Here is a 22,878-nt window from a genome sequence, read left to right as displayed (position 1 = left end):
TTTTTCCGGCCAGTCGAGAGCCACCATGACCGTCACCGAGCAGTTGAGCGCGCTGGATCAGATCCTCGCTCACGGCGACTTGCACAGCCTGTTCCAACCCATCATTGCCCTGGCCGACCGGCGCATCCTCGGTTACGAGGCTCTCACCCGCGGGCCGTCCAACAGCCCCCTGCACTCGCCCATCGCCCTTTTCAGCGTGGCACGCAACTGCGGCCGCCTGAGCGAGCTGGAACTGGCCAGCCGGCGCAGCGCCTGCCGCCGCTTCCGTGACCTGCAGCTGGACGGCAAGCTGTTCCTCAACGTCTCCCCCGAATCCCTGCTGGAACCCACCCACCAGCCCGGACGCACCCTCAAGCTGCTGCAGGAATTCGGCATCACCCCGGACCGGGTGGTGATCGAGCTGACCGAACAGGCGCCGATCGACGACTTCGCCCTGCTCGACACCGCCCTGCACCACTACCGCGCCATGGGCTTCTCCATCGCCCTCGACGACCTCGGCGCCGGCTACTCCAGCCTGCGCCTGTGGTCCGAGCTGCGCCCGGACTACGTGAAGATCGACCGCCACTTCATCGACGGCATCCACCAGGACGCGGTGAAGCGCGAATTCGTCGGCTCCATCCTGAAGATGGCCAAGGCCTCGCGCGCCCAGGTGATCGCCGAGGGCATCGAGCTGGCGGAAGAACTGGCCGTGCTCAGCGAGATGGGCGTGGACCTGCTGCAGGGCTACCTGCTCGGCCGGCCGCAGGAGCAGCCGCCACGCGACGCGCGCAAGCTGCTGCCACAACTGGACAGCCTGATCGGCAGCCTCGGCGAGGACAGCGCCGACCTCACCGCCCTGCTCAACGAGCAGCCCGCAGTGAGCCACGACACGGCCACCGCCGAGGTGCTGGAGGCCTTTCGCGCCCAGGCCAACCTCAACTCACTGGCCGTGCTCGACGACCAGCAGCAACCGCTCGGCATCATCCACCGCAATTCGCTGTCGGAGGCCCTGCTCAAGCCGTTCGCCACCGAGCTGTTCGCGCGCAAGCCGATCAGCCGGCTGATGAGCACCGACGTTCTCGCCGTGGACCTCGGCCAGTCGCTGCAGCAGGTCAGCCGCCTGCTCACCAGCCGCGCGCGCCAGCGCATCGAGGAAGACTTCATCATCACCCAGCACGGCCGTTATCGCGGCCTGGGCCGGGTGATCGACGTGCTCAAGCTGATCACCGAGCTGAAGATCCAGCAGGCCCGCCATGCCAACCCGCTGACCCTGCTGCCGGGCAACGTGCCGATCCAGCAGTGCCTGAGCCGCCTGCTGCAGCAGGGCCGCGCTGCGGCGGTGTGCTATGTGGATATCGACAGTTTCAAGCCATTCAACGACCTCTACGGCTATGCCAAGGGCGATGAGGTACTGCTGTGCCTGGCGCAGTGCCTGAACGAGCGGGTCGACCCCAGCCGCGACTTCGTCGGCCATATCGGCGGCGACGACTTCATGCTGGTGCTCGGCTCGGCCGACTGGCGCAAGCGCATCCAGCTGCTGCTGGAGGACTTCCAGGGCCAGTGCCGGCGCTTCTACCGCGACGAACACCTGCAGGCCGGCTGTTTCGTCGCCCACAACCGCCAGGGCCGGCGCGAGGAATTTCCCCTGCTGTCGCTGTCGGTCGGCGTGGTGCAGCTGCGCGAATCGGCCTGTGCCGATCTGGATGCCAGCCAACTGGCCGGCCTGGCCTCGGAGGCCAAGCGTCATGCCAAGGCCGTGCCGGGCTACAGCCTGCATGTGCTGGACAGCCTGTCAGCCTAACCCCAGCTCAGTCGCGCGCTGCTCGAACCGCTGCGCCAGCACGGCATCGGCCACCAGCCCCGGCGCACCCTCGCGATACAGCCTGGCCAGGCGCTGGGCGGCCAGGGGATGACCGGCCGCCGCGGCCAGGGTCCACCAGCGCGCCGCCTCGACGCCATCCGGCGCCTGCCGACTGTCGCCGGCGAGGCTCAGCAGGCCGAGCTGGTAGGCGGCCTTGCCGTCGCCTCCGCTCGCGGCCAGGCGCAGCAGGCGCACACCCTCTTCGCGCGCACCCAGGCCCTGGCCACGGAACAGCAGCAGGTGGCCGTAGAAACTCTGCGCCGGCACATGGCCTTGCGCCGCCATGCGCGCGAACTGGCCCTGCATCCAGGCCCAGGCGCGCGGCTGCTGCATCATCCAGCGCCAATGGAACAACCGGCGTGCCAGCCAATAGCCCAGTCGGGCACGCAGCCGCCAGAGCACTCAGGCGTCCTCGGCCGGATAGCTGAACTCGAAGACCCGCGCCACTTCGGCGGCATGCCAGGACGCCGCGGCAATGCCATCGGAAGGCCCGCTGAAGCGCCCGAGGCGGGTGACGCATTCGAAGAAGCCGGTACGCGGCAGGCGGCTGGCGCCCTGGCTGATGACCAGCGCACTGCGCAGCGGCCGCTCGGCCCGCGCATCCAGCGCCGCCAGGTGTTCCAGCGCGGCGGTCAGGGTCTGCATGGCCGGGGTCGGCAGTTGCAGACGCTCGACCAGGGCCCGATAGGTCAGCAGATGACGTTGGCGCCGCGCATCCTCCAGCTCGACCAGCAGCGCCTGCCAGTGCTGACGGTGGATGCGCACGCTCAAGAGCCCTGCTCCCAGGCACTCACCCCGAGTACCCGGCCCAGGGCGCGCAGAATGGCTCCATCCGGCTGGCGCTCGCCGCTCTCGAACAGATTCAGGTAGTGCGGGCTGATGCCCACGGCCCGCGCCAGGTCGGCCTGGGACAGGCCCTGCGCCTCGCGCAGCGCGGCCAGCTGGCTCAACGACGCCGCGGCGGCGGCCGGTTCTTGCGGCGCGGCGGGTACGGCACGCCCGGCGGCCTGCAGCAGCGCCTGGTATTCGGCCCAGGGCAGCACGGCATATTCGGCCTCACCGTCCCGCGTGATCACTTGCACACTCATTAACGCTCTCCGTGGACTGCAGCGCCGACTGACTCGACGCCCTCCTGCAAGCCGCCATCTTAACAACTGGCCCCGACACAGAGGGTGACCCATCGCGCCCTACCGTTACAAGAGTGACGAAGCAGCGCCCCATAACCTGAACAGTAGCTCAGGATTGCCCCGCATCCTCTGCCGCCGGCAGCGCCTCGATGCGCTCCAGCTGCGCCGGCGCCTGCGCCTCGCGCCAGGCACGGTAGGCATCCAGCTCGCCCTGCCAGGTGCGCAGGAGCCAGGCCAGCACCGCCAGATCATCCAGCAGGCCGATGCCCAGCAGCCAATCCGGCAGCGCATCCAGGGGCGTCAGGAAATACAGCAGGCCGGCGACTACGCTCAGCAGGCCCGGGGGCTGATGGCCCGGTATTCGCCCCGCCACCAGGCCGTGCACAGGCCCAGCAGCAACTGCAGATCCTCGCGCACCCGCCCCAGGTGCGCAGCATTGCCGGCGCCCTTTTTCGCCACGGCCGCCAGCAGCTGCGGCAACTTGCCGCGCTCGAGCACAGCCTGCGCGGCCTGCAGGTAACGCTGCAGATGCTTCGCCATATTCATGGTTTTCCTCCACAACCCGCGCACTTGCTGGGCCGATTGGGGTTATCCACCAAAGCTGTGGATAACCTTGTGCACAGATTCTTGATGAGTCATTCAAACGCCCGTCTCATGCGGCCTCGGCACAGATCGGGCATTTTTTGCTCAAGCTTTAAAGTCTTTAAAAATCATAGAGTTAGTAACCGAGCATAGCTCGCGAACAACGTAACAGTCGGCGCACCGCGAGCGCCGGGGCGAATGTGCATAACCGTAACACCGACTCGCCGATCACCTCCTTTTCAGACCGCCGGGTCAGCCCGACGTTCTGCACCGGACGCAGAAACGACAACGCCCCGACCAGGCGGGGCGTTGCGTACAAGCATCAGGCTTACTGCTGGGCGGTAGGATCCTTGATCGCCAGCAGTTCCAGCTCGAATACCAGCACCGAGTTGGCCGGAATAGTCGGGCTCGGGCTCTGCTCGCCGTAAGCCAGCTCGCTCGGGATGTACAGCTTGTACTTCTCGCCGACATGCATCAGCTGCAGGCCTTCGACCCAACCCGGGATCACGCCGCTGACCGGCAGATCGATCGGGCTGCCGCGCTCGACGGAGCTATCGAAGACGGTGCCGTCGGTCAGCTTGCCTTCGTAGTGAACGGTGACCACGTCGGTGGCCTTGGGCTGGGCACCGTCGGCTTTCTTCAACACTTCGTACTGCAGGCCGGAAGCGGTGGTGGTCACGCCGTCTTTCTTGGCGTTTTCCTCGAGGAACTTCTTGCCGGCCTTGGCCGCTTCCTCGTTCAGCGCCAGCATGCGCTGCTCGGCACGCTTCTGCAGGAAAGTGAAGGCCTCGACCAGCTCTTCATCCTTTAGCTGCTGCTCTTTCTTGCCAAGGGCGTCGGCGATGCCTGCGGAAATAGCCTTCTGGTCCAGGTCGTCGATGCCTTGCTGGGCCAGGCTCTTGCCCATGTTCAGGCCGATGCCGTAGGAGGCTTTCTGCGCCGGGGTTTTCAGTTCGACTTCGCTGGTCTGCGAATCGCAACCGGCCAGTACCAGGCCTACCAGGGCAACCGCCGCGGCTAAACGATGTTGTTTCATGCTTGATCCTTGTTGGAGCGCCCTGAAGCAGGCTATCGGTGAGTAGGCGAGCTTAGCAGCCTGCGCCAATTACTGGCTACGCCAGTAGGAACCATGAACCGCGGATTAGTTCAGCTTGTGCGCCGGCTCCGCAAATGGTCGCCGCCAGGCAGGTCACTGGCAGCAAATCGCGGGCAAAAAAAAACGACCTTTCGGTCGTTTCTTCCAGTCTTGGTCTTCAGTCTAACCAAGGCTTATGTATGGCGCAGCGGACGGGACTCGAACCCGCGACCCCCGGCGTGACAGGCCGGTATTCTAACCGACTGAACTACCGCTGCGCGTAACCTCGTGAGCGAGATGGTGGGTGATGACGGGATCGAACCGCCGACCCTCTGCTTGTAAGGCAGATGCTCTCCCGGCTGAGCTAATCACCCTTCACTCTCGAAGTGGGGCGCATTCTAGACAGCGACCCGAACCTTGGCAAGCTCTTTTTCAAAAAAAATTTTCAGCAGTTCCAAAGGCTTAGGAGAACGGGGGCTGTTCGTCATTTCCCGCAGAGGAAGACTCGACTGCAGCTTGGACAATCCGCCCCGGCAGAGAATAATGCGCGCTTTGCGCAATTGGAGTGTCCCCCCATGTGGTTCCGCAACCTGCTTGTCTATCGCCTGACCCAGGATCTGCCTTTCGATGCCGAAGCGCTGGAGGCTGCCCTGGCCACCAAGCTGGCTCGTTCCTGCGCCAGCCAGGAGCTGACCACCTACGGTTTCATCGCTCCCTTCGGCAAAGGCGAAGAGGCGCCGCTGGTGCATGTCAGTGGAGACTTCCTGCTGGTTGCCGCGCGCAAGGAAGAACGCATCCTGCCGGGCAGCGTAGTGCGCGATGCGCTGAAGGAGAAGGTCGAGCAGATCGAAGCCGAACAGATGCGCAAGGTCTACAAGAAGGAGCGCGACCAGCTCAAGGACGAGATCGTCATGTCCTTCCTGCCGCGCGCCTTCGTCCGTCGCTCGGCCACCTTCGCCGCCATCGCGCCCAAGCTCGGCCTGATCCTGGTCGACTCGGCCAGCGCCAAGCGCGCCGAAGACCTGCTGTCGACCCTGCGTGAAGTCATGGGCTCGCTGCCGGTGCGCCCGCTGTCGGTGAAGATGGCGCCGACCGCGACCATGACCGACTGGGTCAAGTCGCAACAGGCCGCGCCGGACTTCTTCGTCCTCGACGAATGCGAGCTGCGTGACACCGCCGAAGATGGCGGCGTGGTGCGCTGCAAGCGCCAGGACCTGACCAGCGAGGAAATCCAGCTGCACCTGTCCACCGGCAAGCTGGTTACCCAGCTGTCCCTGGCCTGGCAGGACAAGCTGTCCTTCATCCTCGACGACAAGCTGGTGGTCAAGCGTCTGCGCTTCGAGGACCTGCTGCAGGACCAGGCCGCCCAGGATGGCGGCGACGACAACCTCGGCCAGCTGGACGCCAGCTTCACCCTGATGATGCTGACCTTCTGCGACTTCCTGCCGGCACTGTTCGAAGCCCTCGGTGGCGAAGAGATTCCGGAAGGCATCTGACAACTTTGGCAACACCTGCCGGGGCCGGCTCGCCCCTTCGAGCTTGCCCCGCGCAGGGCGATGTGCAGAATAACGCACAGCGCAAGGACGACCTTGCCACTCCGTGCGAGTGATCACCTGGGACGGCCCGCACTTATAGCCTTACTGCGGAGCCACCCATGTCCTGGATCATCCTGTTTCTCGCCGGCCTGTTCGAAGTCGGCTGGGCCGTCGGCCTGAAATACACCGACGGCTTCACCCGCCCCCTCCCCACCCTGCTCACTGTCGGCGCCATGCTCGTCAGCCTGACCCTGCTCGGCCTGGCGATGAAGGAGTTGCCGCTGGGCACCGCCTACGCCATCTGGACCGGAGTCGGCGCGGTGGGCACGGTGATCGCCGGGATCATCCTTTTCGGCGAATCGATGGCGCTGCTGCGCCTGCTCAGCGTCGGCCTGATCGTGGCCGGCCTGCTCGGGCTGAAGCTCAGCCACTGAGGACGGCTGTTCTCCATTCGCAGCTGAAGCCGCTCCCACGACCAGCCTTGAACCCGTGAGAATCTCTGGTCCCGCCGCAACGGGGCTTCTGATTCCGGGCGCGCCTCAGGGCGCGTCCAGGAAGCGCTCCACATCCAGCGCCGCCATGCAGCCGGCGCCGGCCGAGGTGATCGCCTGGCGGTAGACCGAGTCGGCCACATCGCCGGCGGCAAACACGCCGGGCAGGCTGGTCGCGGTGGCGTTGCCGTCGCGCCCGCCGTTGACCACCAGGTAGCCGTCCTTCAGCGCCAACTGGCCCTCGAACAGCGCGGTGTTCGGGGTATGGCCGATGGCGACGAACAGCCCGTCCACCGCCAGATCCTCGCGCTGGCCGTCCTGGCGCTTGATGCGCACCGCGTTCACCCCCAGCGGGGTGCCCAGCACGTCCTCCACTTCGGCATTCAGCCTGAGCACGATCTTGCCCTCGGCCACCCGCGCCTGCAGCTTGTCCTGCAGGATCTTCTCGGCGCGGAAGGTCTCGCGCCGGTGCACCAGGGTCACCTTGCTGGCGATATTGGCCAGGTACAGGGCCTCCTCCACCGCCGTGTTGCCGCCGCCGACCACCGCCACCTCGCGGCCCCGATAGAAGAAGCCGTCGCAGGTGGCGCAGGCGGACACGCCCTTGCCCATGAACGCTGCCTCGGACGGCAGGCCGAGATAGCGCGCGCTGGCACCGGTGGCGATGATCAGCGCATCGCAGCTGTAGGTGGCGCCGTCGCCGATCAGGGTGAAGGGCTTAGCGGCCAGGTCCACGGCTTGGATATGGTCGAAGACGATCTCGGTCTCGAAGCGCTCGGCATGCGCCTGCATGCGCTGCATCAGCGCCGGGCCGGTGAGGTCGTGGGGGTCGCCCGGCCAGTTGTCGACTTCGCTGGTGGTGGTCAACTGACCGCCGGCCTGCATGCCGGTGATCAGCAGCGGCTTGAGGTTGGCACGCGCGGCGTACACGGCGGCGCTGTAACCGGCGGGGCCGGAACCCAGGATGATCACGCGGGAATGGCGAATGGCGGACATGAGCGACTCCAGAAGGAAAAAGGCAAGCCCGGCGCCCCGGGGAAGGCCTGGCAGGCACGGACGCCCGAGCGAAGGGAACTGCCGGCAAGGCTATCCAGCGCTACGGGGAGAAGACAGTGCCGTTTTTCAATCCCGCCGATAGCCAGCCGCTATGTGACGCCGGACACATTGTCCGGGTTGCTATACTGGGCCCATTCCAGGCCCCTGCAGTAACTTCGCATGACCTTGCGCAAACGTCTGTTCTGGCTGTTCGTCCCCCTCCTTGCGCTGGCCCTGGGCATCGCCTTCGTCCTCTCGCAGCAGCTCATCCTCAGTCGCTTCGATCGCCAGGACCATGCCCTGCTCAGCGCCGAAGCCGAACGCCTGCGCATCCAGCTCGACCACAGCCTCAAGCGCAACCTCGACCTGCTGCTGAGCTTCGCCCAATGGGACGACAGCTACGATTTCATGCAAGGCCTGCACCCCGAATTCATGCGGCGCAACATGGACCCCGAAGCCCTACGCCAGGTGAATTTCGACTTCGTGATCTACCTCGACCTGCAAGGCCGGGTCTACGCCGAGCAATGGCTGCCGCCCGACCTGCCCGACCTGCTGGTGCTCGGCCAGCAGCGGCCGGGCAGCTACCAGGCGCTGCGCGACGGGATCATCCAGCTGGGCCTGCGCCTGCGCCAAAACAGCGGGATCGACGCCATCAAGGGCCAGGTCGTCGTCGTGCAGGGCGTACCGGTGATGCTGGCGATGGGGCCGATCAGCAACAGCCAGGGCAGCATGCCGCCGCTGGGCAACCTGATCGCCGGGCACTTCATCGACGGTGAACGCGCCGAACAGATCCAGTCCGAGGTCAACGCCACCCTGCGCCTGCTCCCGCCCGACGGCGCCCAGACCGACTGGGTGCAGCTGGCGCCGGGCAACGGCAGCAGCCTCACCGAGATCCAGATCAGCCCGCGCCAGGTGCTCGACGGGCAGCGCCAGCAGATGTTCCTGCTGCTCGGCAACAGCCTCGGCGAGCCCGAGCTGCTGCTGGAACTGACCAAGGAGCGCCGCCTGTACCACCAAGGGCGCAAGGCCATCGGCATTTTCCTGGCCCTGAGCAGCACGGCCGGGTTGCTCGTCCTGCTGCTGATCTACCTGGGGCTGGACCACTGGATCCTGCGCCGGGTCTCGCGGATGAACCAGGAATTCGCCGCCATCGCCCCCAACTCCAGCACCCAGCGCCTGAGCGACAGCAACCATGACGAGATCGGCCAACTGGCCCGCGAGGCCAATCGCATGCTCGAGCGCCTGGAGCAGAGCGAGACCCGTGACCGGCAGATCCTCGACACCATCCAGGACGGCTACTACGAACTCGACCCGCAGGGCATCATCCTCGCCACCAACCGCGCCCTGTGCCAGATGCTCGGCTACCCGAGCCAGGAACTGCTGCAGCACTCCTTCGCCCAGCTGCTCACCCTCGAAGACAGCCAGCGCGCCCGGCAACTGTTCATCCAGGCCCGGGAAAGCGGCAAGAGCACCAGCTTCGCCGCGCCCTTCCGGCGCGGCAACGGCAGCCTGGGCTACTACGAGACGCGTTTCTCGCTGATGCATGACAGCCAGGGCCAACTGACCGGTTACCGCGGCATCCTGATCGACATCAGCGACCAGGTGGCCTACCAGAACCAGCTGCTCGACATGGCCTACCGCGACCCGCTGACCGGCCTGGGCAACCGCAAGGCCTTCGCCGAACAGCTGAAGAGCGCCCTCGAACAGACGCAACAGCAGCGCGGCCGACTGGCCCTGCTGTACCTCGATCTCGATCGGTTCAAGGAGGTCAACGACCGCTTCGGCCACGACGTCGGCGACGCCCTGCTGCAGAACATCGCCGAGCGCCTGCGCGGCGCCATGCGCCAGCCGGACCGGGTCTACCGCCTGGGCGGCGACGAGTTCACCCTGCTGCTGCAGGACGCCGGCGCCGAGGTCGCGCAAAAGCTCGCCGAACGCCTGCTCGCCGCCCTCGCCACGCCGGCCGAGCTGAACGGCCTGCGCATCGACTTTGTTACGCCGAGTATCGGCATCGCCCTGTTCCCCGAACACGCCCAGGACGCGGAAAGCCTGATCAAGGCGGCCGACAGCGCCATGTACGAGGCCAAGCGCACGCGCAACTGCGCCCACCTGCACCGCCCCCAGACGCTTTCTTCACCTTCGTAAAGCCGGTAAGGTCGGCGCGTTTGCCACCGACCGGAGCCCCCGATGCCCACTCCCGCCCTCTCTGGCCCGCACTACCTGGGCGAAGGCCTGAAACTGATCCTGAGCCCCGGCCTGCGCCTGTTCGTGCTGCTGCCGCTGGCAGTCAACCTGCTGCTGTTCGTCGGCCTGATCGTGCTGGCGGTGCAGCAGTTCGGCGGCTGGGTCGATGCCTTCATGCCCAGCCTGCCGAGCTGGCTGAGCTTCCTCGAGTACCTGATCTGGCCGCTGTTCGTGCTGCTGGTGCTGCTGATCATGTTCTTCAGCTTCACCATGCTGGCCAACATCATCGCCGCACCCTTCAACGGTTTCCTCGCGGAGAAGGTCGAGGTGGTGCTGCGCGGGCGCGACGACTTCCCGCCCTTCAGCTGGGCCGAGCTGAGCGCCATGGTGCCGCGCACCATCGGCCGCGAACTGCGCAAGCTGGCCTACTTCCTGCCCCGCGCCATCCCGCTGCTGATCCTCAGCTTCGTGCCGGTGCTCAACCTGATCGCCGCGCCGCTGTGGCTGCTGTTCGGCGTGTGGATGATGGCGGTGCAGTACATCGACTACCCGGCCGACAACAACAAGCTGGGCTGGAACGAGATGCTCGCCTGGCTGCGCGAGAAGCGCTGGCAATCGCTCGGCTTCGGCGGCGCGGTGTACCTGGCGCTGCTGATCCCCTTCGTCAACATCCTGGTGATGCCGGCCGCCGTGGCCGGGGCCACCCTGTTCTGGGTGCGTGAGCGCCAGCCGGGTGCTGTCACCAGCCGGTAACCGCGGCGTCATCTGGCCTACATGGCAGCGGTCGAGACTGCTGCCATGACTGTTACCGCCCTGCATATCGCCCTGATCAGCGAAACCTTCCCGCCGGAAATCAACGGCGTGGCCAATACCCTCGGCCGCCTGTGCCAGGGCCTGCAACAGCGCGGCCACCGCCTGCAGCTGATCCGCCCGCGCCAGGCCGGGGACCTGCAACAGCAGAGCGACGACAGCCTGCTGCTGACCCGCGGCTGGCCCCTGCCCGGCTATGCCGGCCTGCAGTGGGGCCAGTCGTCGCTGCACAAGCTGCTGCGGCGCTGGCGGCGCAATCGCCCGGACGTGCTCTACGTCGCCACCGAAGGCCCACTGGGCCTGTCCGCCATTCGCGCCGCCCGGCGCCTGGGGATTCCGGTGGTCAGCGGCTTCCATACCAACTTCCAGCAGTACAGCGGCCATTACGGCCTGGGCCTGCTGACGCGCCTGCTCACCCACTACCTGCGCTGGTTCCACAACCGCACCCGCACCACCCTGGTGCCCAGCGCCAGCCAGCGGGTGGAGCTGCAGCGCCGCGGCTTCCAGCGCCTGGAGCTGCTCGCCCGCGGGGTCGACAGCCAGCTGTTCCACCCGGCGCGGCGTTCGGCCGAACTGCGCAGCAGCTGGGGCCTGGGCGAGCAGGATCTCGCCGTGCTGCATGTCGGCCGCCTGGCCCCGGAGAAGAACCTGGCGCTGCTGCAACGCAGCTTCCGCGCCCTGCAGGCGAGCTACCCGCAGCAACGCCTGCGCCTGGTGCTGGTCGGCGACGGCCCGCAGCGCGCGCAGCTGCAGGCGGCCCTGCCGGAGGCCATCTTCTGCGGCCTGCAACGCGGCGAGGAACTGGCCGCGCACTATGCCAGCGGTGACCTGTTCCTCTTTCCCAGCCTCTCGGAAACCTTCGGCAACGTTGTGCTGGAAGCCCTCGCCTCCGGCCTCGCCGTGGTCGCCTTCGACCAGGCCGCTGCCGCCCAGCACATCCGCCACGGACACAACGGCGCGCTGGCCATGCCCGGCGACGAGCTGGCCTTTATCGAGGCGGCGCAGTGGCTGCTGGAAGACCGCGAAAGCCTGCGCCGGGTACGCCTCAACGCCCGTCAGCATGCCGGCAAGCAGGGCTGGGCGGCGATAGTCGAGCAGTTCGAGGCGCATCTGCTGCAGGCGCGGCTTTCGTAGGAGCGGCTTCTGCCGCGATCTGGGCCAGCTCCGACCTGGCCTGTTTATCGCGGATAAATCCGCTCCCACAAAGCCCCATGCCGCCAACCGACAGACATAAAAAAGCCCCGGTGTGCCGGGGCTCGAAGGGTGCGCCAGCAAGCCGGCGCACAGGGGTAACACGCGGGGTCAGACCAGTTGCTTGAGGGCTTCGCGGCTGAACGGCAGGATGTCCTGCTCGCGGTTGTCGCGCACCTTGACCGCCCAATCCGGGTCGACCAGCAGGGCGCGGCCGACGGCCACCAGGTCGAACTCCTGCTTGTTCAGGCGCTCCAGCAGGTTTTCCAGGCTGGCCGGTTCGGCGACCTTGTCGGTGTTGACCATGAACTGCAGGAACTCGCCGTCCAGGCCGACGCTGCCCACGGTGATGGTCGGTTTGCCGGTCAGCTGGCGGGTCCAGCCGGCCAGGTTGAGGTCGGAACCTTCGAACTCCGGCTCCCAGAAGCGACGGGTCGAACAGTGAAAGATGTCCACGCCAGCCTCGGACAGCAGCTTAAGGAAGGCACCCAGCTCTTCCGGGGTCTGCACCAGGCGCGCGGTGTAGTCCTGCTGCTTCCACTGGGAGAAGCGGAAGATGATCGGGAAGTCCGGGCCGACGGCGGCGCGCACGGCCTGGATCAGCTCGATGGCAAAGCGCGAACGCTGGGCCAGGTCACCACCGTATTCGTCGCTGCGCTGGTTGCTGCCAGCCCAGAAGAACTGGTCGATCAGGTAGCCGTGGGCACCGTGGATTTCCACGCCGTCCATGCCGATGGCCTTGGCGTCGCGGGCAGCCTGGGCGAAGGCGGCAATGACTTCGTCGATGTCGGCCTTGGTCATGCCATGCACCACCACGTTGCCGTCCTTCACCTTCTCGCTCGGGCCGTAGCCCGGCACGCTGGCATCCGGCTCGGTGCCCAGCTTGCGCACGTTGCCCACGTGCCACAGTTGCGGGACGATCTTGCCGCCTTCGGCATGCACCGCGTCGACCACCTGCTGCCAGCCGGCCAGGGCATCGGCACCGTGGAAGCGCGGCACGTGCGGGTAACCGTTCGAGGCCTTGTGGCCGACGGTGGTTCCTTCGGTGACGATCAGGCCGACGCCGGCGGCAGCGCGGCGACGGTAGTACTCGACCACCTGGGCATTGGGCACGCCGCCCGGGGAGAAGGAACGGGTCATCGGCGCCATCACCACGCGGGTCGGCAACTCCAGGTTGCCCAAGCGGAAGGGCTGGAACAGGGCTTGTACGGGGGCGGTCATGGGGGCTCCTCAAGCCGGTCGGTCGACCGGTCGTCTCGTTAATCGGGTTTTAAAAAATCAGGGCTGCAGCAGCAGCTCCAGGCGAACGATGAAGGCATCCAGGGCCTGGGTGCTGCGGCCGACCTTGAGTCGCGCCAGCACGCCCTGCCAGGCGTTGGCGATAAAGCTGGCGAGGTTGGCGCAGTCTTCCCCGGCATTCAGCTCGCCGGCCTGACGGGCCTGTTCCAGGCAGCGCTGGAGGATGTCCACCGAGGCCTGCTGAATCGCCTCGACCTGGGCACCGATGGCCGGCAGCAGCTCGCTCATCTCGAAACTCAGGCTGCCGATGAAGCAGTGGTATTCGGCTTTTTCCTGGCGCAGGAAATGCGCCTGCAGCTCGCGGTAGTAAGCCAGGATGCGCGCCCGCGGGCTCAGCGCCGGATTGGCCAGGGCCTCGGCATAGCGCTGCAGGCGCGGCTGGTAGACGAACTCCAGGGCCTGCAGGGCGAAGTCTTCCTTGCTGGCGAAGTAGTGGTAAAAGGAGCCCTTGGGAATGCCGGCGGCCTGGACGATTTCCTGCACCCCGGTGCCGTGGTAGCCGCGGCGGGTCATCACCGCCGAGCCCTTGGCCAGGATCAGGTCACGCTTGTCGAATCGAATGCTGGTGTTCATGGCGGCGAGCATATGACCGGTCGTCTCGCCCGCCCAGCACTATTGATTTTGGTGATTAAGCCTTAAAAGCTGGGGGCGGATGACGAGCCATTCAGCCGCCCCGTGCGCACCACCGGCACCGTACGGGCATCGGTGCGCACAGCGCACCCTACGGGAATTACAGCCAGGTGACCTGCTGCTCCAGCGGAAAACGCAGGCGCGGGTTGTACACGCCCTTCTCGCCCTGCCGGCCCACGGCCAGCAGCATGATCGGCAGGGCCTGGCGCGGGATGTCCAGCACCTTGCGCAAGCGCACCTCGTCGAAGCCCTCCATTGGGCAGGTCGCAAAGCCGTGACTCTGGAAGGCCAGCATCAGGTTATCGGCCGCCAGCGCGGTGGATTTCACCGCCCAGATGCGCATGTCGGCCTTGCTGTTGGGCTTGCGCATCAGCGGTTTGCGCAGTGCGGCCAGGCGCACCAGCTGGCGCTTGAACAGGCCGAGCAGGCCCAGTGGGCCCTGGTTGTACTGGAACGGCGCGGTCTTGGCGTAGAAGCGGCGGATGCGCGCCGGCACCTCGGGTTCGGGCCAGTAGTCGACGATGTTCCGGCAGGCCTGGCGCCAGGTATCCGGACGGGCCAGCACGGCGATGATCAGCGGCGCCCTGGCCGCGTTCTGGCTCATGCACACCGGGTGCAGGCGCGCCAGCAACGCCGGATCGCGGATCACCTGGAAGCTCCAGGGCTGCAGGTTGCAGGAGTTGGGCGCGAGCACGGCCAGCTCCAGGCAGTCGCGGATCACCGCCTCCGGCACCGCCTCGTCGGTGAAGCGGCGCACCGCACGGCGGCTCTCGATCAGCGCGCGCAAGGCCGCCGGCGAGGCATGGGCCACGGCATCATCCTGGGGAAAACTGGTCATCGCGGGGCTCCTCGGCAAGTCGGCCGATTAAGCAGCGCGCGAAACCACTCGACAAGCCGTACGGGTGAAACAGCCGGAGCATTGGCGCATTTGCCCGCTATCGGGCAAATGCGCCCGGGCCATCAGCCGAGGGCCTTGTCGATGGCCTGAATCAGCGCCGGATCGTCCGGCGTGGTACGCGGGGAGAAACGCGCCAGCACGCGACCATCGCGGCCGACCAGGAACTTCTCGAAGTTCCAGGTGATGTCGCCGGGGAACTCGGCGCCCTCGCCCGCCAGCAGGCGGTACAGCGGGTGACGGCCGGGGCCGTTGACCTCCAGCTTGCTGCCCAGGGGAAAAGTCACCCCGTAGTTGAGGCTGCAGAACTCGCGGATTTCCTCTTCCGTGCCCGGCTCCTGGCCGGCGAACTGGTTGCACGGCAGGCCCAGCACGGTGAAGCCGCGCGCGTGGTAGTCCTGGTGCAGTTTTTCCAGGGCGGCGTACTGCGGGGTCAGACCGCACTTGGAGGCCACGTTGACCACCAGCACCAGTTGACCCTTGTAGGGCGCCAATGGCAGATCCTGGCCATCCAGCGCACGCAGATTCAGGTCGTGAAATGCACTCATGACTAACTCCTTGAGCATGCAAACAATTCTGCGCAGGGGACAAAAAAGGCGCCCGTAGGCGCCTTTTCGGTTCACTCAGCTTAGCAGCCGGGATCGCCCGTGGAACGACCATAAGTCGTTTTGCCCGGCGCCCCCATCGGGCTGCTTATTAGTGGTGATGACCACCTTCGCCGTGGATATGACCATGGGCCAGTTCCTCGGCCAGGGCCTCACGCACGCTGACCACCTTGACCTGGAAGTGCAGGCGCTGGCCGGCCAGCGGGTGGTTGCCGTCGACGATCACGTCGTCGCCGTCGAGGTCACGGATGGTGACGATCTGCATGCCGCCGTCCGGGCCGGAAGCGTGGAACTGCATGCCCACTTCCAGCTCGTCGACGCCTTCGAACATGCTGCGGTTGAGGGTGGCAACCAGCTCGGCGCTGTATTCGCCGTAGGCATCCACCGGCTCGATGGCCACGGTCAGCTCGTCGCCGGCCTGCTTGCCTTCGAGGGCCTTTTCCAGGCCGATGATGATGTTGCCGGCACCGTGCAGGTACGCCAGCGGCGCGCCACCGGCGGAGCTGTCGATCACCTCACCGGCATCGTTGGTCAGGGTATAGTCGATGGAGACTGCCTTGTTAGCGGCGATCAGCATGAGGTGGGACCTTTTGCAAAAGATTGAAGAACGCGCGAGTTTACCTGCGGCCTTGCCCGAAAGCGACCGGCAGCCGGACAAACGGGGCGCCCCGCTCAGCCGGCTGGTGGATTTTCGCCAAGACGAAGAAGGCCACTGGGTGGCCGTGCTGTCCTGCGGGCATACTCAGCACCTGCGCCACCTGCCGCCCTGGCAGAGTCGCCCCTGGGTCATCGATGCCGAGCAGCGCCAGCTCGGCCAACCCTTCGCCTGCGGCTGGTGCGCCGCGGCACAGACGGACAGTACAGCCCCGGTGCAGGCACCGGATAAGGAATAGACATGCCGGCACGCAATATCCTGGTGATCAACTGCGGCAGCTCATCGCTCAAGTTTGCCCTGGTCAACGAGGCCCGCGAGGCCTTTATCCTCAGCGGCCTGGCCGAACGCCTCGGCACTGCCGAGGCGGTGCTGCACTGGCAAGGCGACGCCGGCCAGGACAGCCGGCAACTGCCCGGCGGCGACCACCGCGCCGCCCTCGCCCTGCTGCTGCCGCTGGTGCAGGAGGCCGCCGGCGGTACCTTGCACGGCATCGGCCACCGCGTGGTCCACGGTGGCGAGCACTTCACCGCCGCGCGCCGGCTGGAGCCCGAGGTAATCGCCGCGATCCGCGCCATCGCGCCCCTGGCGCCACTACACAATCCGGCCAGCCTGCACGGCATCGAGGCGGCGCTGAGCCTGCACCCGCAGCTGCCGCAGGTCGCGGTATTCGACACCGCCTTCCACCAGAGCCTGCCGGAACACGCCTACCGCTACGCCGTACCGGACAGCCTCTACCGCCAGCACGGCGTACGCCGCTACGGCTTCCACGGCACCAGCCACCGCTATGTCAGCCAGCGCGCGGCGCAGCTCAGCGGCCTGGCCTTTGCCGACAGCAACTGGCTGTCGGCGCACCTGGGCAACGGCTGCTCGACCTGCGCCATAGTCGCTGGCCAGAGCCGCGACACCAGCATGGGCCTGACCCCGCTGGAAGGCCTGGTGATGGGTACCCGCAGCGGCGACGTCGACCCCAACCTGCACGGCCACCTGGCACGCACCCTGGGCTGGAGCCTGGAGCGCATCGACCAGTTGCTGAATAAGGAAAGCGGCCTGCTCGGCCTGTCCGGCCTGTCCAACGACATGCGTAGCCTGGAGCAGGCACGCGCCCAGGGCCATGCCGGCGCGACCCTGGCCATCGAGGTGTTCTGCTACCGCCTGGCCAAGTCCCTGGCCGCCATGAGCTGCGCCCTGCCGCGCCTGGACGGACTGATCTTCACCGGCGGCATCGGCGAGAACTCGCCATTGATCCGCAGCAAGACGGTGGCGCACCTGAAACTGTTCAATCTCGTCCTCGACGAAGTGGCCAACGCCGCCTGCATCCGTGGCGCCGCCGGGGCGATCCACAGCCCGGGCAGCCCGCGGGTGCTGGTGGTGCCGACCAACGAGGAGCGGCAGATCGCCCTCGACACCCTGGCCCTGCTCAATCCCTGATCCCTGCCGCGCCACAGTTCGCCGCACCTGGAGAGAACATGCATACCTTCTTCATCGCCCCCACCGGCTTCGGTGTCGGCCTCACCTCCATCAGCCTCGGCCTGGTCCGCGCCCTGGAGCGCGCCGGGCTGAAGGTCGGCTTCTGCAAGCCGATCGCCCAGCCGCATCCGGGCGACGACGGCCCGGAGCGCTCCACCGAGCTGATCGCCCGCACCCTCGGCCTGACGCCGCCCAAGCCGCTGGAGCTGGCGCGGGTCGAGCACATGCTCGGCGACGGCCAGCTGGACGAGCTGCTGGAGGAAATCGTCAGCCTCCACCAGCAGGCGGCCGCCGGCATGGACGTGCTGATCGTCGAGGGCATGGTGCCGACCCGCCATGCCAGCTACGCGGCGCGGATCAACGTGCACCTGGCCAAGAGCCTGGACGCCGAGATCATCCTGGTCTCGGCGCCGGAAGGCGACTCGGTGCAGGAAATGATCGAGCTGTCCGATCGCATCGAGATCCAGGCCCAGCTGTTTGGCGGGCCGCAGGAGCCGAAAGTGCTCGGCACCATCCTCAACAAGGTACGCAGCGATGATTTCGCCGCGCGCCTGGCCGAGCACTCGACGCTGCTGAAGAGCGAGAACTTTCGCCTGCTCGGCTGCATTCCCTGGCAGGAGGAACTGAACGCCGCACGTACCCGCGACATCGCCGAACTGCTCGGCGCGCGGGTGATCAACGCCGGCGACTACGAGCAGCGTCGCGTGGCCAAGATCGTGCTGTGCGCGCGCGCCGTGCCCAACACCGTGCAGCTGCTCAAGCCGGGCGTGCTGGTGGTGACCCCGGGCGACCGCGACGACATCATCCTCGCCGCCAGCCTGGCCGCAATGAACGGCGTGCCGCTGGCCGGCCTGCTGCTGTGCAGCGACTTCGCCCCGGACCCGCGGATCATGGAGCTGTGCCGCGGTGCCCTGGACAGCGGCCTGCCGGTACTCAGCGTGAGCACCGGCTCCTACGACACGGCGACCAACCTCAACCGGCTGAACAAGGAAATCCCCATCGACGACCGCGAGCGCGCGGAGATGGTCACCGAGTTCGTCGCCAGCCATATCGACCACGAGTGGCTCAAGCAGCGCTGCGGCAACCCGCGCGAGCCGCGCCTGTCGCCGCCGGCGTTCCGCTACCAGCTGATGCGCCGCGCCCAGGCGGCGAACAAGCGCATCGTTCTGCCCGAGGGCAGCGAGCCGCGCACCGTGCAGGCCGCGGCCATCTGCCAGGCGCGCGGCATCGCCCGCTGCGTGCTGCTGGCCAAGCCGGAAGCGGTGCGTGCGGTGGCCAAGGCCCAGGGCATCGAGCTGCCGCCGGGCCTGGAGATCCTCGATCCGGACCTGATCCGCGAACGCTATGTCGCACCGATGGTCGAGCTGCGCAAGGGCAAGGGCCTAAACGCGCCGATGGCCAGCGCGCAGCTGGAAGACACGGTGGTCATGGGCACCATGATGCTGGCCCTGGACGAGGTCGACGGCCTGGTCTCGGGGGCCGTCCACACCACCGCCAACACAATTCGCCCGGCCCTGCAGCTGATCAAGACCGCGCCCGGCTACAACCTGGTGTCCTCGGTGTTCTTCATGCTCCTGCCGGACCAGGTACTGGTCTATGGCGACTGCGCGGTGAACCCCGACCCGTCGGCCGCCGAGCTGGCCGAGATCGCCCTGCAGAGTGCCGCCTCGGCCGAGGCCTTCGGCGTGCCGGCGCGGGTGGCGATGATCAGCTATTCCACCGGCGATTCCGGCAGCGGCGCCGAGGTGGAGAAGGTGCGCGAGGCCACCCGCCTGGCCCACGCGCAGAACCCGCAACTGCTGATCGACGGCCCGCTGCAGTACGACGCCGCCGCCATCGCCAGCGTAGGCCGGCAGAAGGCGCCGGACAGCCCGGTGGCCGGGCGCGCCACGGTGTTCATCTTCCCCGACCTGAACACCGGCAACACCACCTACAAGGCGGTGCAGCGCAGCGCCGACTGCGTCAGCGTGGGGCCGATGCTGCAGGGCCTGCGCAAGCCGGTGAACGACCTGTCGCGCGGCGCCCTGGTCGACGACATCGTCTACACCATCGCCCTCACCGCGATCCAGGCCGCGGCCAGGAACTGACGCCGCCACCCGCACCCCGGCGACACGCCGCGGTGCGGGCCTGGGCGGGCGCGCTTGCGCTAGAATTCGCCACGCCTGAAAGCGGCGAAATGCGCCAGGCTGACTGACCAACAAGTCAGCCGCAGCGCTTGCCGGTCAGTGTACAAGCGTTAACCTTGGCAGCCGACCGCCTCGTGCAAGGGAACTGCCACAGGTACCTCGACCGATCCGGGACCCCAGAATGTCCCCCTGCCAGGAGGCTTTTGCCCCCATGCTGCATTTCCTGCCGGCGCCCTTGCGTGGCGTCATTGCCGGCCTGCTACTGGCCCTCAATACCCTGATCTGCTGCTGGCCGCTGTTCGCCGTGGCCCTGCTCAAGCTGCTCGTGCCGGTGCCGGCGATCCAGCGCGGCCTGCGCTTCGTCATGCATGGCATCGCCGAGTTCTGGATCGGGGTGAACAAGTTCTGGATGAACCTGGTGTGCCGCACCCGCTGGGATGTCGCCGGCGAGCAGGGTTTCGACACCCGCCACTCCTATCTGGTAACCAGCAACCACCAGAGCTGGGTCGACATCCTGGTGCTGCAGTACCAGCTCAACCGGCGCATGCCGCTGCTGAAGTTCTTCCTCAAGCAGGAGCTGATCTGGGTGCCGGTGATCGGCCTGTGCTGGTGGGCGCTGGAGTTCCCCTTCATGAAGCGTTACTCCAAGGCCTACCTGGCCAAGCACCCGGAAAAGCTCGGCCAGGACCTGGCCACCACGCGCAAGGCCTGCGAACGCTACAAGACCAACCCGGTGTCGGTATTCAACTTCCTCGAAGGCACCCGCTTCACCCAGGCCAAGCACGACCAGCAAGACTCGCCGTTCCAGCACCTGCTCAAGCCCAAGGCCGGCGGCATCGCCTTCGTCCTGGATGCCATGGGCGAGCAGCTGCACTCGATCATCAACGTGACCATCCACTACCCCGCCGGCAGCCCCGGCTTCTGGGACCTGCTCTGCGGGCGCCTCGACGAGGTGGTGGTGCGCTTCGCGGAGCTGGAGATTCCGCAGGAGTTCATCGGCCAGAACTACGACCAGGACGAAGGCTACCGCCTGGCCTTCCAGCAGTGGGTCAACCAGCTGTGGCAGGCCAAGGATGCCGAACTGCAGCGCCTGCACCAGGAGTTTCTCGGCCGCCGCCGCTAGCCGGGACGGGTCTAGCCCGGGCGCGGCAACGCCGCGGGCTGTTCAGCCAGCGGCCGCTCAGGCCTCGGGCGCCCAGGTATCCCAGTCGAGCCGGGGCGGGAAGGCCCCGGCCTTGTCCACCGCCAGCCCCGGCGCCACCAGGAAGCCCTGCATGGTGGTGCAGCGATGGGCGATCAGCCAGTCGCGCTGGGCGATGGTTTCCACCCCCTCGGCGATCACCTCCAGGCCCAGGTGATGGCCCAGGTCGATGATGGTGCTGACGATCGCCGCATCCTTGGGTGAATCCAGCATGTTGGCGATGAACAGGCGGTCGATCTTCAGCGTATCCAGCTCGAAATGACGCAGGTAGGCCAGCGACGAATAGCCGGTACCGAAGTCGTCGATGGCGATGCGCACCCCCAGTTCGCGCAGTTGCCGCAGCTGCTCGCGGGTGGTGTCGAGGTCCTGCATCAGCGCGCTCTCGGTGACTTCCACCTCCAGCTGCGACGCTTTGAGCTGATGCACCTCCAGCACCCGGCGCAGCTCGCCGACCAGCTGCGGCATACTGAACTGCACCGGGCTGACGTTGAGGCTGAGCAGCAGCTCCTCGCCGAACGCCTCGCGCCAGGCCCGGCACTGCCGGATGCCGCTCTGGAAGATCCAGTCGCCCAGGCGATTGATCAGCCGGGTTTCCTCCAGCAAGGGGATGAACACCCCGGGCGAGATGGTGCCCGCCACCCGGTGCTGCCAGCGCAGCAAGGCCTCGAAGCCGCGCAGGCGGCCGCTGGCCAGGTCGATTTGCGGCTGGTAGACCAGGACGAAATCGTCCTGCTCGATGGCCGTGCGCAGGCTTTCCTCGAGCATCAGCCGCGAACGCGCGCGGCCGTTCATTTCCGGGGAGAAGAAGCGGTACTGCTGGCGGCCGGCGCGCTTGGCCTCGTACATGGCCATGTCGGCGGCGCGCAGCAGGCCATCCACGCTCTGCCCGCATTCGGGGAAACAGGCGATGCCGATGCTGGCGCCGAGGGTGAACTCCAGGCCGTCGATGGTGTGCCGCACGGACACCAGCTCGATCAGCTTCTCCGCCACCCGCGCCGCATCCTCCGGATGATCCAGCGAGTCGAGCAGCGCGGTGAACTCGTCGCCGCCCATGCGCGCGAGGATGTCGTAGGGGCGCAGACAGGTCTTCAGCTGTTCGGCCACGCGGCGCAGGATCTGGTCGCCGGCGGCATGACCGAGGGAGTCGTTGACCCGCTTGAAGCCATCCAGGTCGAGATACAGCACGGCCATGCGCTTGCCGCTGCGATCGATGCGTGACAGCGCCGCCTCCAGCGCCTGGTTGAAGCCGCGGCGGTTGTACAAGCCGGTCAGGGCATCGGTGATCGCCTGGGATTCGAGCTGGGCGTGCAGGTCGCTGACCACCGACATGTCCAGGGCGATCAGGACCATGGCGTTCTGGTACTGCGGCAGTGGCGAGCAGGACAGCGCCACCGGCAGGAAGCCGCCGCTGAAGGTGTTGAGTACCGCATCGTGCAGGCGGTAGGTCTGCCCGGCGCGCCATTGCCGGTAGAACTCGGACGCCTGCCAGTCGTTCGGCATGCTCGGCGTCTTCAGGTAGGACAACAGCTGGGTGCCCTGCAGATCGTCCACCTCGCCGTGCAGCATGCGCGCCATGGCCGGGTTGGCGAAGCTGATCAGGCCGTCCCGATCCAGCACCAGGATGCCCTCCGAGGCGTTCTCCAGCACCGAGGCATTGAAGGCCCGTGCGCTGTCCAGCTGCTGGCTGAGCATGAGCAGCTCGTGGCGATGGCGCTCATGCTCCAGCAGCGCGCTGATCTTGTGCTTGAGCACCTTAGGGTCGAAGGGTTTGAGGATGAAGTCCACCGCGCCGATGGCGTAGCCATGCAGCACCGAGTCCTCGGTGTGGGCGATGGCCGAGAGAAAGATGATCGGCGTGTGCCGGGTGTGCGGGCTGCCGCGCATCAGGCGGGCGACCTCGAAGCCGTCCATCTTCGGCATCTGCACATCGAGCAGGACCAGGCCGACGGCCTCGCTGATCATGCACTGCAGGGCCGCCTCGCCGGAGTTGACCGTGCGCACATCCCATTCGCCGTCGCCGAGCAGGGCCTCCATCGCCACCAGGTTTTCCTCGCGATCGTCGACCACCAGCAGCACCTGCTGCTCCACCGGCGTATCAACCTGCATCTGGGCCATGCTGCCCTCCTCTGG

At 66.9% G+C, this 22,878-nt stretch carries 21 protein-coding genes, 2 tRNA genes and 1 pseudogene; 10 read left to right on the top strand and 14 right to left on the bottom strand.

What is annotated here, in order from left to right:
• Positions 1 to 25: 25 nt before the first annotated feature.
• Positions 26 to 1,780 carry a bifunctional diguanylate cyclase/phosphodiesterase gene (locus GV001_RS06265; RefSeq protein WP_160078780.1) on the top strand — a complete coding sequence of 585 codons (1,755 nt, stop codon included), beginning with the start codon at positions 26 to 28 and terminating at the stop codon, positions 1,778 to 1,780.
• On the opposite strand, the gene GV001_RS06260 is transcribed toward GV001_RS06265, so the two are convergent.
• The 7 genes and pseudogenes from GV001_RS06260 to GV001_RS06230 all read right to left on the bottom strand — a co-directional run bounded on the left by GV001_RS06260 (position 1,772) and on the right by GV001_RS06230 (position 4,998).
• Entirely contained in the window at positions 1,772 to 2,242 is a 471-nt protein-coding gene (locus GV001_RS06260; RefSeq protein WP_256664874.1) for a sel1 repeat family protein, read from the bottom strand. The genes GV001_RS06265 and GV001_RS06260 overlap by 9 nt on opposite strands.
• Entirely contained in the window at positions 2,243 to 2,611 is a 369-nt protein-coding gene (locus GV001_RS06255) for a hypothetical protein (protein WP_160078779.1), read from the bottom strand.
• A complete protein-coding gene (locus tag GV001_RS06250; protein ID WP_160078778.1) occupies positions 2,608 to 2,928 on the bottom strand; it encodes a helix-turn-helix transcriptional regulator in 321 nt (106 codons plus the stop codon). Before GV001_RS06250 ends, GV001_RS06255 begins: the two co-directional genes overlap by 4 nt.
• Positions 2,929 to 3,076: 148 nt before the next feature.
• Positions 3,077 to 3,513 (bottom strand): annotated as a pseudogene (locus GV001_RS06245) (YkvA family protein).
• A gap of 364 nt (positions 3,514 to 3,877) precedes the next feature.
• Positions 3,878 to 4,585, bottom strand: a complete 708-nt coding sequence (locus GV001_RS06240; protein ID WP_160078777.1) for an FKBP-type peptidyl-prolyl cis-trans isomerase — start codon at positions 4,583 to 4,585, stop codon at positions 3,878 to 3,880.
• A 240-nt stretch (positions 4,586 to 4,825) separates the two neighbouring features.
• A tRNA-Asp gene (locus GV001_RS06235) sits at positions 4,826 to 4,902 on the bottom strand.
• Between the two features lie 20 nt (positions 4,903 to 4,922).
• Positions 4,923 to 4,998 (bottom strand) — tRNA-Val (locus tag GV001_RS06230).
• A gap of 201 nt (positions 4,999 to 5,199) precedes the next feature.
• Between GV001_RS06230 and rdgC the strand changes: the two genes are divergently transcribed.
• Positions 5,200 to 6,120, top strand: a complete 921-nt coding sequence (gene rdgC / locus GV001_RS06225) for a recombination-associated protein RdgC (protein ID WP_160078776.1) — start codon at positions 5,200 to 5,202, stop codon at positions 6,118 to 6,120.
• A gap of 158 nt (positions 6,121 to 6,278) precedes the next feature.
• On the top strand, positions 6,279 to 6,593 hold the full coding sequence (gene sugE, locus GV001_RS06220; RefSeq protein WP_160078775.1) for a quaternary ammonium compound efflux SMR transporter SugE: 315 nt from the start codon (positions 6,279 to 6,281) through the stop codon (positions 6,591 to 6,593).
• Positions 6,594 to 6,698: 105 nt separating this feature from the next.
• Here sugE and trxB read toward each other — a convergent pair whose 3' ends face one another.
• The gene (trxB, locus tag GV001_RS06215) at positions 6,699 to 7,646 is read right to left on the bottom strand and encodes a thioredoxin-disulfide reductase (protein ID WP_160078774.1); all 948 of its coding nucleotides are present in this window, start codon (positions 7,644 to 7,646) and stop codon (positions 6,699 to 6,701) included.
• Between the two features lie 219 nt (positions 7,647 to 7,865).
• On the opposite strand from trxB, the gene GV001_RS06210 reads away from it, so the two are divergent.
• The 3 genes from GV001_RS06210 to GV001_RS06200 are packed head-to-tail and all read left to right on the top strand — an operon-like array spanning position 7,866 to position 11,813.
• Positions 7,866 to 9,830, top strand: coding sequence for a diguanylate cyclase domain-containing protein (locus GV001_RS06210; RefSeq protein WP_160078773.1), 1,965 nt, complete (start codon positions 7,866 to 7,868; stop codon positions 9,828 to 9,830).
• 42 nt (positions 9,831 to 9,872) lie between these two features.
• Positions 9,873 to 10,622 carry a sulfate transporter CysZ gene (gene cysZ, locus GV001_RS06205; RefSeq protein ID WP_160078772.1) on the top strand — a complete coding sequence of 250 codons (750 nt, stop codon included), beginning with the start codon at positions 9,873 to 9,875 and terminating at the stop codon, positions 10,620 to 10,622.
• Positions 10,623 to 10,643: 21 nt separating this feature from the next.
• Positions 10,644 to 11,813, top strand: a complete 1,170-nt coding sequence (locus GV001_RS06200; protein WP_160078771.1) for a glycosyltransferase family 1 protein — start codon at positions 10,644 to 10,646, stop codon at positions 11,811 to 11,813.
• Between the two features lie 168 nt (positions 11,814 to 11,981).
• Here GV001_RS06200 and GV001_RS06195 read toward each other — a convergent pair whose 3' ends face one another.
• The 5 genes from GV001_RS06195 to GV001_RS06175 form a co-directional block, all read right to left on the bottom strand.
• On the bottom strand, positions 11,982 to 13,091 hold the full coding sequence (locus GV001_RS06195) for an NADH:flavin oxidoreductase (protein WP_160078770.1): 1,110 nt from the start codon (positions 13,089 to 13,091) through the stop codon (positions 11,982 to 11,984).
• Between the two features lie 57 nt (positions 13,092 to 13,148).
• Positions 13,149 to 13,754 carry a TetR/AcrR family transcriptional regulator gene (locus GV001_RS06190; protein ID WP_160078769.1) on the bottom strand — a complete coding sequence of 202 codons (606 nt, stop codon included), beginning with the start codon at positions 13,752 to 13,754 and terminating at the stop codon, positions 13,149 to 13,151.
• A 145-nt stretch (positions 13,755 to 13,899) separates the two neighbouring features.
• Positions 13,900 to 14,637 (bottom strand): nitroreductase family protein, encoded by a 738-nt coding sequence (locus tag GV001_RS06185; protein WP_160078768.1) that lies wholly within the window; start codon positions 14,635 to 14,637, stop codon positions 13,900 to 13,902.
• A gap of 122 nt (positions 14,638 to 14,759) precedes the next feature.
• Entirely contained in the window at positions 14,760 to 15,242 is a 483-nt protein-coding gene (locus tag GV001_RS06180) for a glutathione peroxidase (RefSeq protein ID WP_160078767.1), read from the bottom strand.
• Positions 15,243 to 15,390: 148 nt separating this feature from the next.
• The gene (locus GV001_RS06175; RefSeq protein WP_160078766.1) at positions 15,391 to 15,876 is read right to left on the bottom strand and encodes a peptidylprolyl isomerase; all 486 of its coding nucleotides are present in this window, start codon (positions 15,874 to 15,876) and stop codon (positions 15,391 to 15,393) included.
• Between GV001_RS06175 and GV001_RS06170 the strand changes: the two genes are divergently transcribed.
• The 4 genes from GV001_RS06170 (at position 15,845) to GV001_RS06155 (ending at position 20,670) form a co-directional block, all read left to right on the top strand.
• The gene (locus tag GV001_RS06170; RefSeq protein WP_160078765.1) at positions 15,845 to 16,192 is read left to right on the top strand and encodes a DUF3565 domain-containing protein; all 348 of its coding nucleotides are present in this window, start codon (positions 15,845 to 15,847) and stop codon (positions 16,190 to 16,192) included. The two genes, GV001_RS06175 and GV001_RS06170, sit on opposite strands and share 32 nt — an antisense overlap.
• 2 nt (positions 16,193 to 16,194) lie before the next feature.
• The gene (locus GV001_RS06165) at positions 16,195 to 17,382 is read left to right on the top strand and encodes an acetate kinase (protein WP_160078764.1); all 1,188 of its coding nucleotides are present in this window, start codon (positions 16,195 to 16,197) and stop codon (positions 17,380 to 17,382) included.
• 38 nt (positions 17,383 to 17,420) lie between these two features.
• A complete protein-coding gene (gene pta / locus GV001_RS06160) occupies positions 17,421 to 19,508 on the top strand; it encodes a phosphate acetyltransferase (protein WP_160078763.1) in 2,088 nt (695 codons plus the stop codon).
• A gap of 250 nt (positions 19,509 to 19,758) precedes the next feature.
• Positions 19,759 to 20,670, top strand: coding sequence for an acyltransferase (locus GV001_RS06155; protein ID WP_160078762.1), 912 nt, complete (start codon positions 19,759 to 19,761; stop codon positions 20,668 to 20,670).
• A 57-nt stretch (positions 20,671 to 20,727) separates the two neighbouring features.
• Here GV001_RS06155 and GV001_RS06150 read toward each other — a convergent pair whose 3' ends face one another.
• Positions 20,728 to 22,863, bottom strand: coding sequence for a bifunctional diguanylate cyclase/phosphodiesterase (locus GV001_RS06150; protein ID WP_160078761.1), 2,136 nt, complete (start codon positions 22,861 to 22,863; stop codon positions 20,728 to 20,730).
• Positions 22,864 to 22,878 lie beyond the last annotated feature (15 nt).

The organism is Pseudomonas sp. 8AS (assembly GCF_902506505.1).
Classification (GTDB): domain Bacteria; phylum Pseudomonadota; class Gammaproteobacteria; order Pseudomonadales; family Pseudomonadaceae; genus Aquipseudomonas.
This window is presented reverse-complemented; position numbering and strand designations above follow the sequence as displayed.

What these genes read in the sequence shown, in the direction of transcription:
- GV001_RS06150 (WP_160078761.1), bottom strand. Translation starts at nt 22,863, where the DNA reads ATGGCCCAGATGCAGGTTGATACGCCGGTGGAGCAGCAGGTGCTGCTG.
- rdgC (WP_160078776.1), top strand. Translation starts at nt 5,200, where the DNA reads ATGTGGTTCCGCAACCTGCTTGTCTATCGCCTGACCCAGGATCTGCCT.
- GV001_RS06170 (WP_160078765.1), top strand. Translation starts at nt 15,845, where the DNA reads ATGGAGACTGCCTTGTTAGCGGCGATCAGCATGAGGTGGGACCTTTTG.
- GV001_RS06195 (WP_160078770.1), bottom strand. Translation starts at nt 13,091, where the DNA reads ATGACCGCCCCCGTACAAGCCCTGTTCCAGCCCTTCCGCTTGGGCAAC.
- GV001_RS06200 (WP_160078771.1), top strand. Translation starts at nt 10,644, where the DNA reads ATGGCAGCGGTCGAGACTGCTGCCATGACTGTTACCGCCCTGCATATC.
- cysZ (WP_160078772.1), top strand. Translation starts at nt 9,873, where the DNA reads ATGCCCACTCCCGCCCTCTCTGGCCCGCACTACCTGGGCGAAGGCCTG.
- GV001_RS06240 (WP_160078777.1), bottom strand. Translation starts at nt 4,585, where the DNA reads ATGAAACAACATCGTTTAGCCGCGGCGGTTGCCCTGGTAGGCCTGGTA.
- GV001_RS06210 (WP_160078773.1), top strand. Translation starts at nt 7,866, where the DNA reads ATGACCTTGCGCAAACGTCTGTTCTGGCTGTTCGTCCCCCTCCTTGCG.
- pta (WP_160078763.1), top strand. Translation starts at nt 17,421, where the DNA reads ATGCATACCTTCTTCATCGCCCCCACCGGCTTCGGTGTCGGCCTCACC.
- GV001_RS06190 (WP_160078769.1), bottom strand. Translation starts at nt 13,754, where the DNA reads ATGCTCGCCGCCATGAACACCAGCATTCGATTCGACAAGCGTGACCTG.
- trxB (WP_160078774.1), bottom strand. Translation starts at nt 7,646, where the DNA reads ATGTCCGCCATTCGCCATTCCCGCGTGATCATCCTGGGTTCCGGCCCC.
- GV001_RS06155 (WP_160078762.1), top strand. Translation starts at nt 19,759, where the DNA reads ATGCTGCATTTCCTGCCGGCGCCCTTGCGTGGCGTCATTGCCGGCCTG.
- GV001_RS06165 (WP_160078764.1), top strand. Translation starts at nt 16,195, where the DNA reads ATGCCGGCACGCAATATCCTGGTGATCAACTGCGGCAGCTCATCGCTC.
- GV001_RS06175 (WP_160078766.1), bottom strand. Translation starts at nt 15,876, where the DNA reads ATGCTGATCGCCGCTAACAAGGCAGTCTCCATCGACTATACCCTGACC.
- GV001_RS06180 (WP_160078767.1), bottom strand. Translation starts at nt 15,242, where the DNA reads ATGAGTGCATTTCACGACCTGAATCTGCGTGCGCTGGATGGCCAGGAT.
- GV001_RS06265 (WP_160078780.1), top strand. Translation starts at nt 26, where the DNA reads ATGACCGTCACCGAGCAGTTGAGCGCGCTGGATCAGATCCTCGCTCAC.
- GV001_RS06185 (WP_160078768.1), bottom strand. Translation starts at nt 14,637, where the DNA reads ATGACCAGTTTTCCCCAGGATGATGCCGTGGCCCATGCCTCGCCGGCG.
- GV001_RS06250 (WP_160078778.1), bottom strand. Translation starts at nt 2,928, where the DNA reads ATGAGTGTGCAAGTGATCACGCGGGACGGTGAGGCCGAATATGCCGTG.
- sugE (WP_160078775.1), top strand. Translation starts at nt 6,279, where the DNA reads ATGTCCTGGATCATCCTGTTTCTCGCCGGCCTGTTCGAAGTCGGCTGG.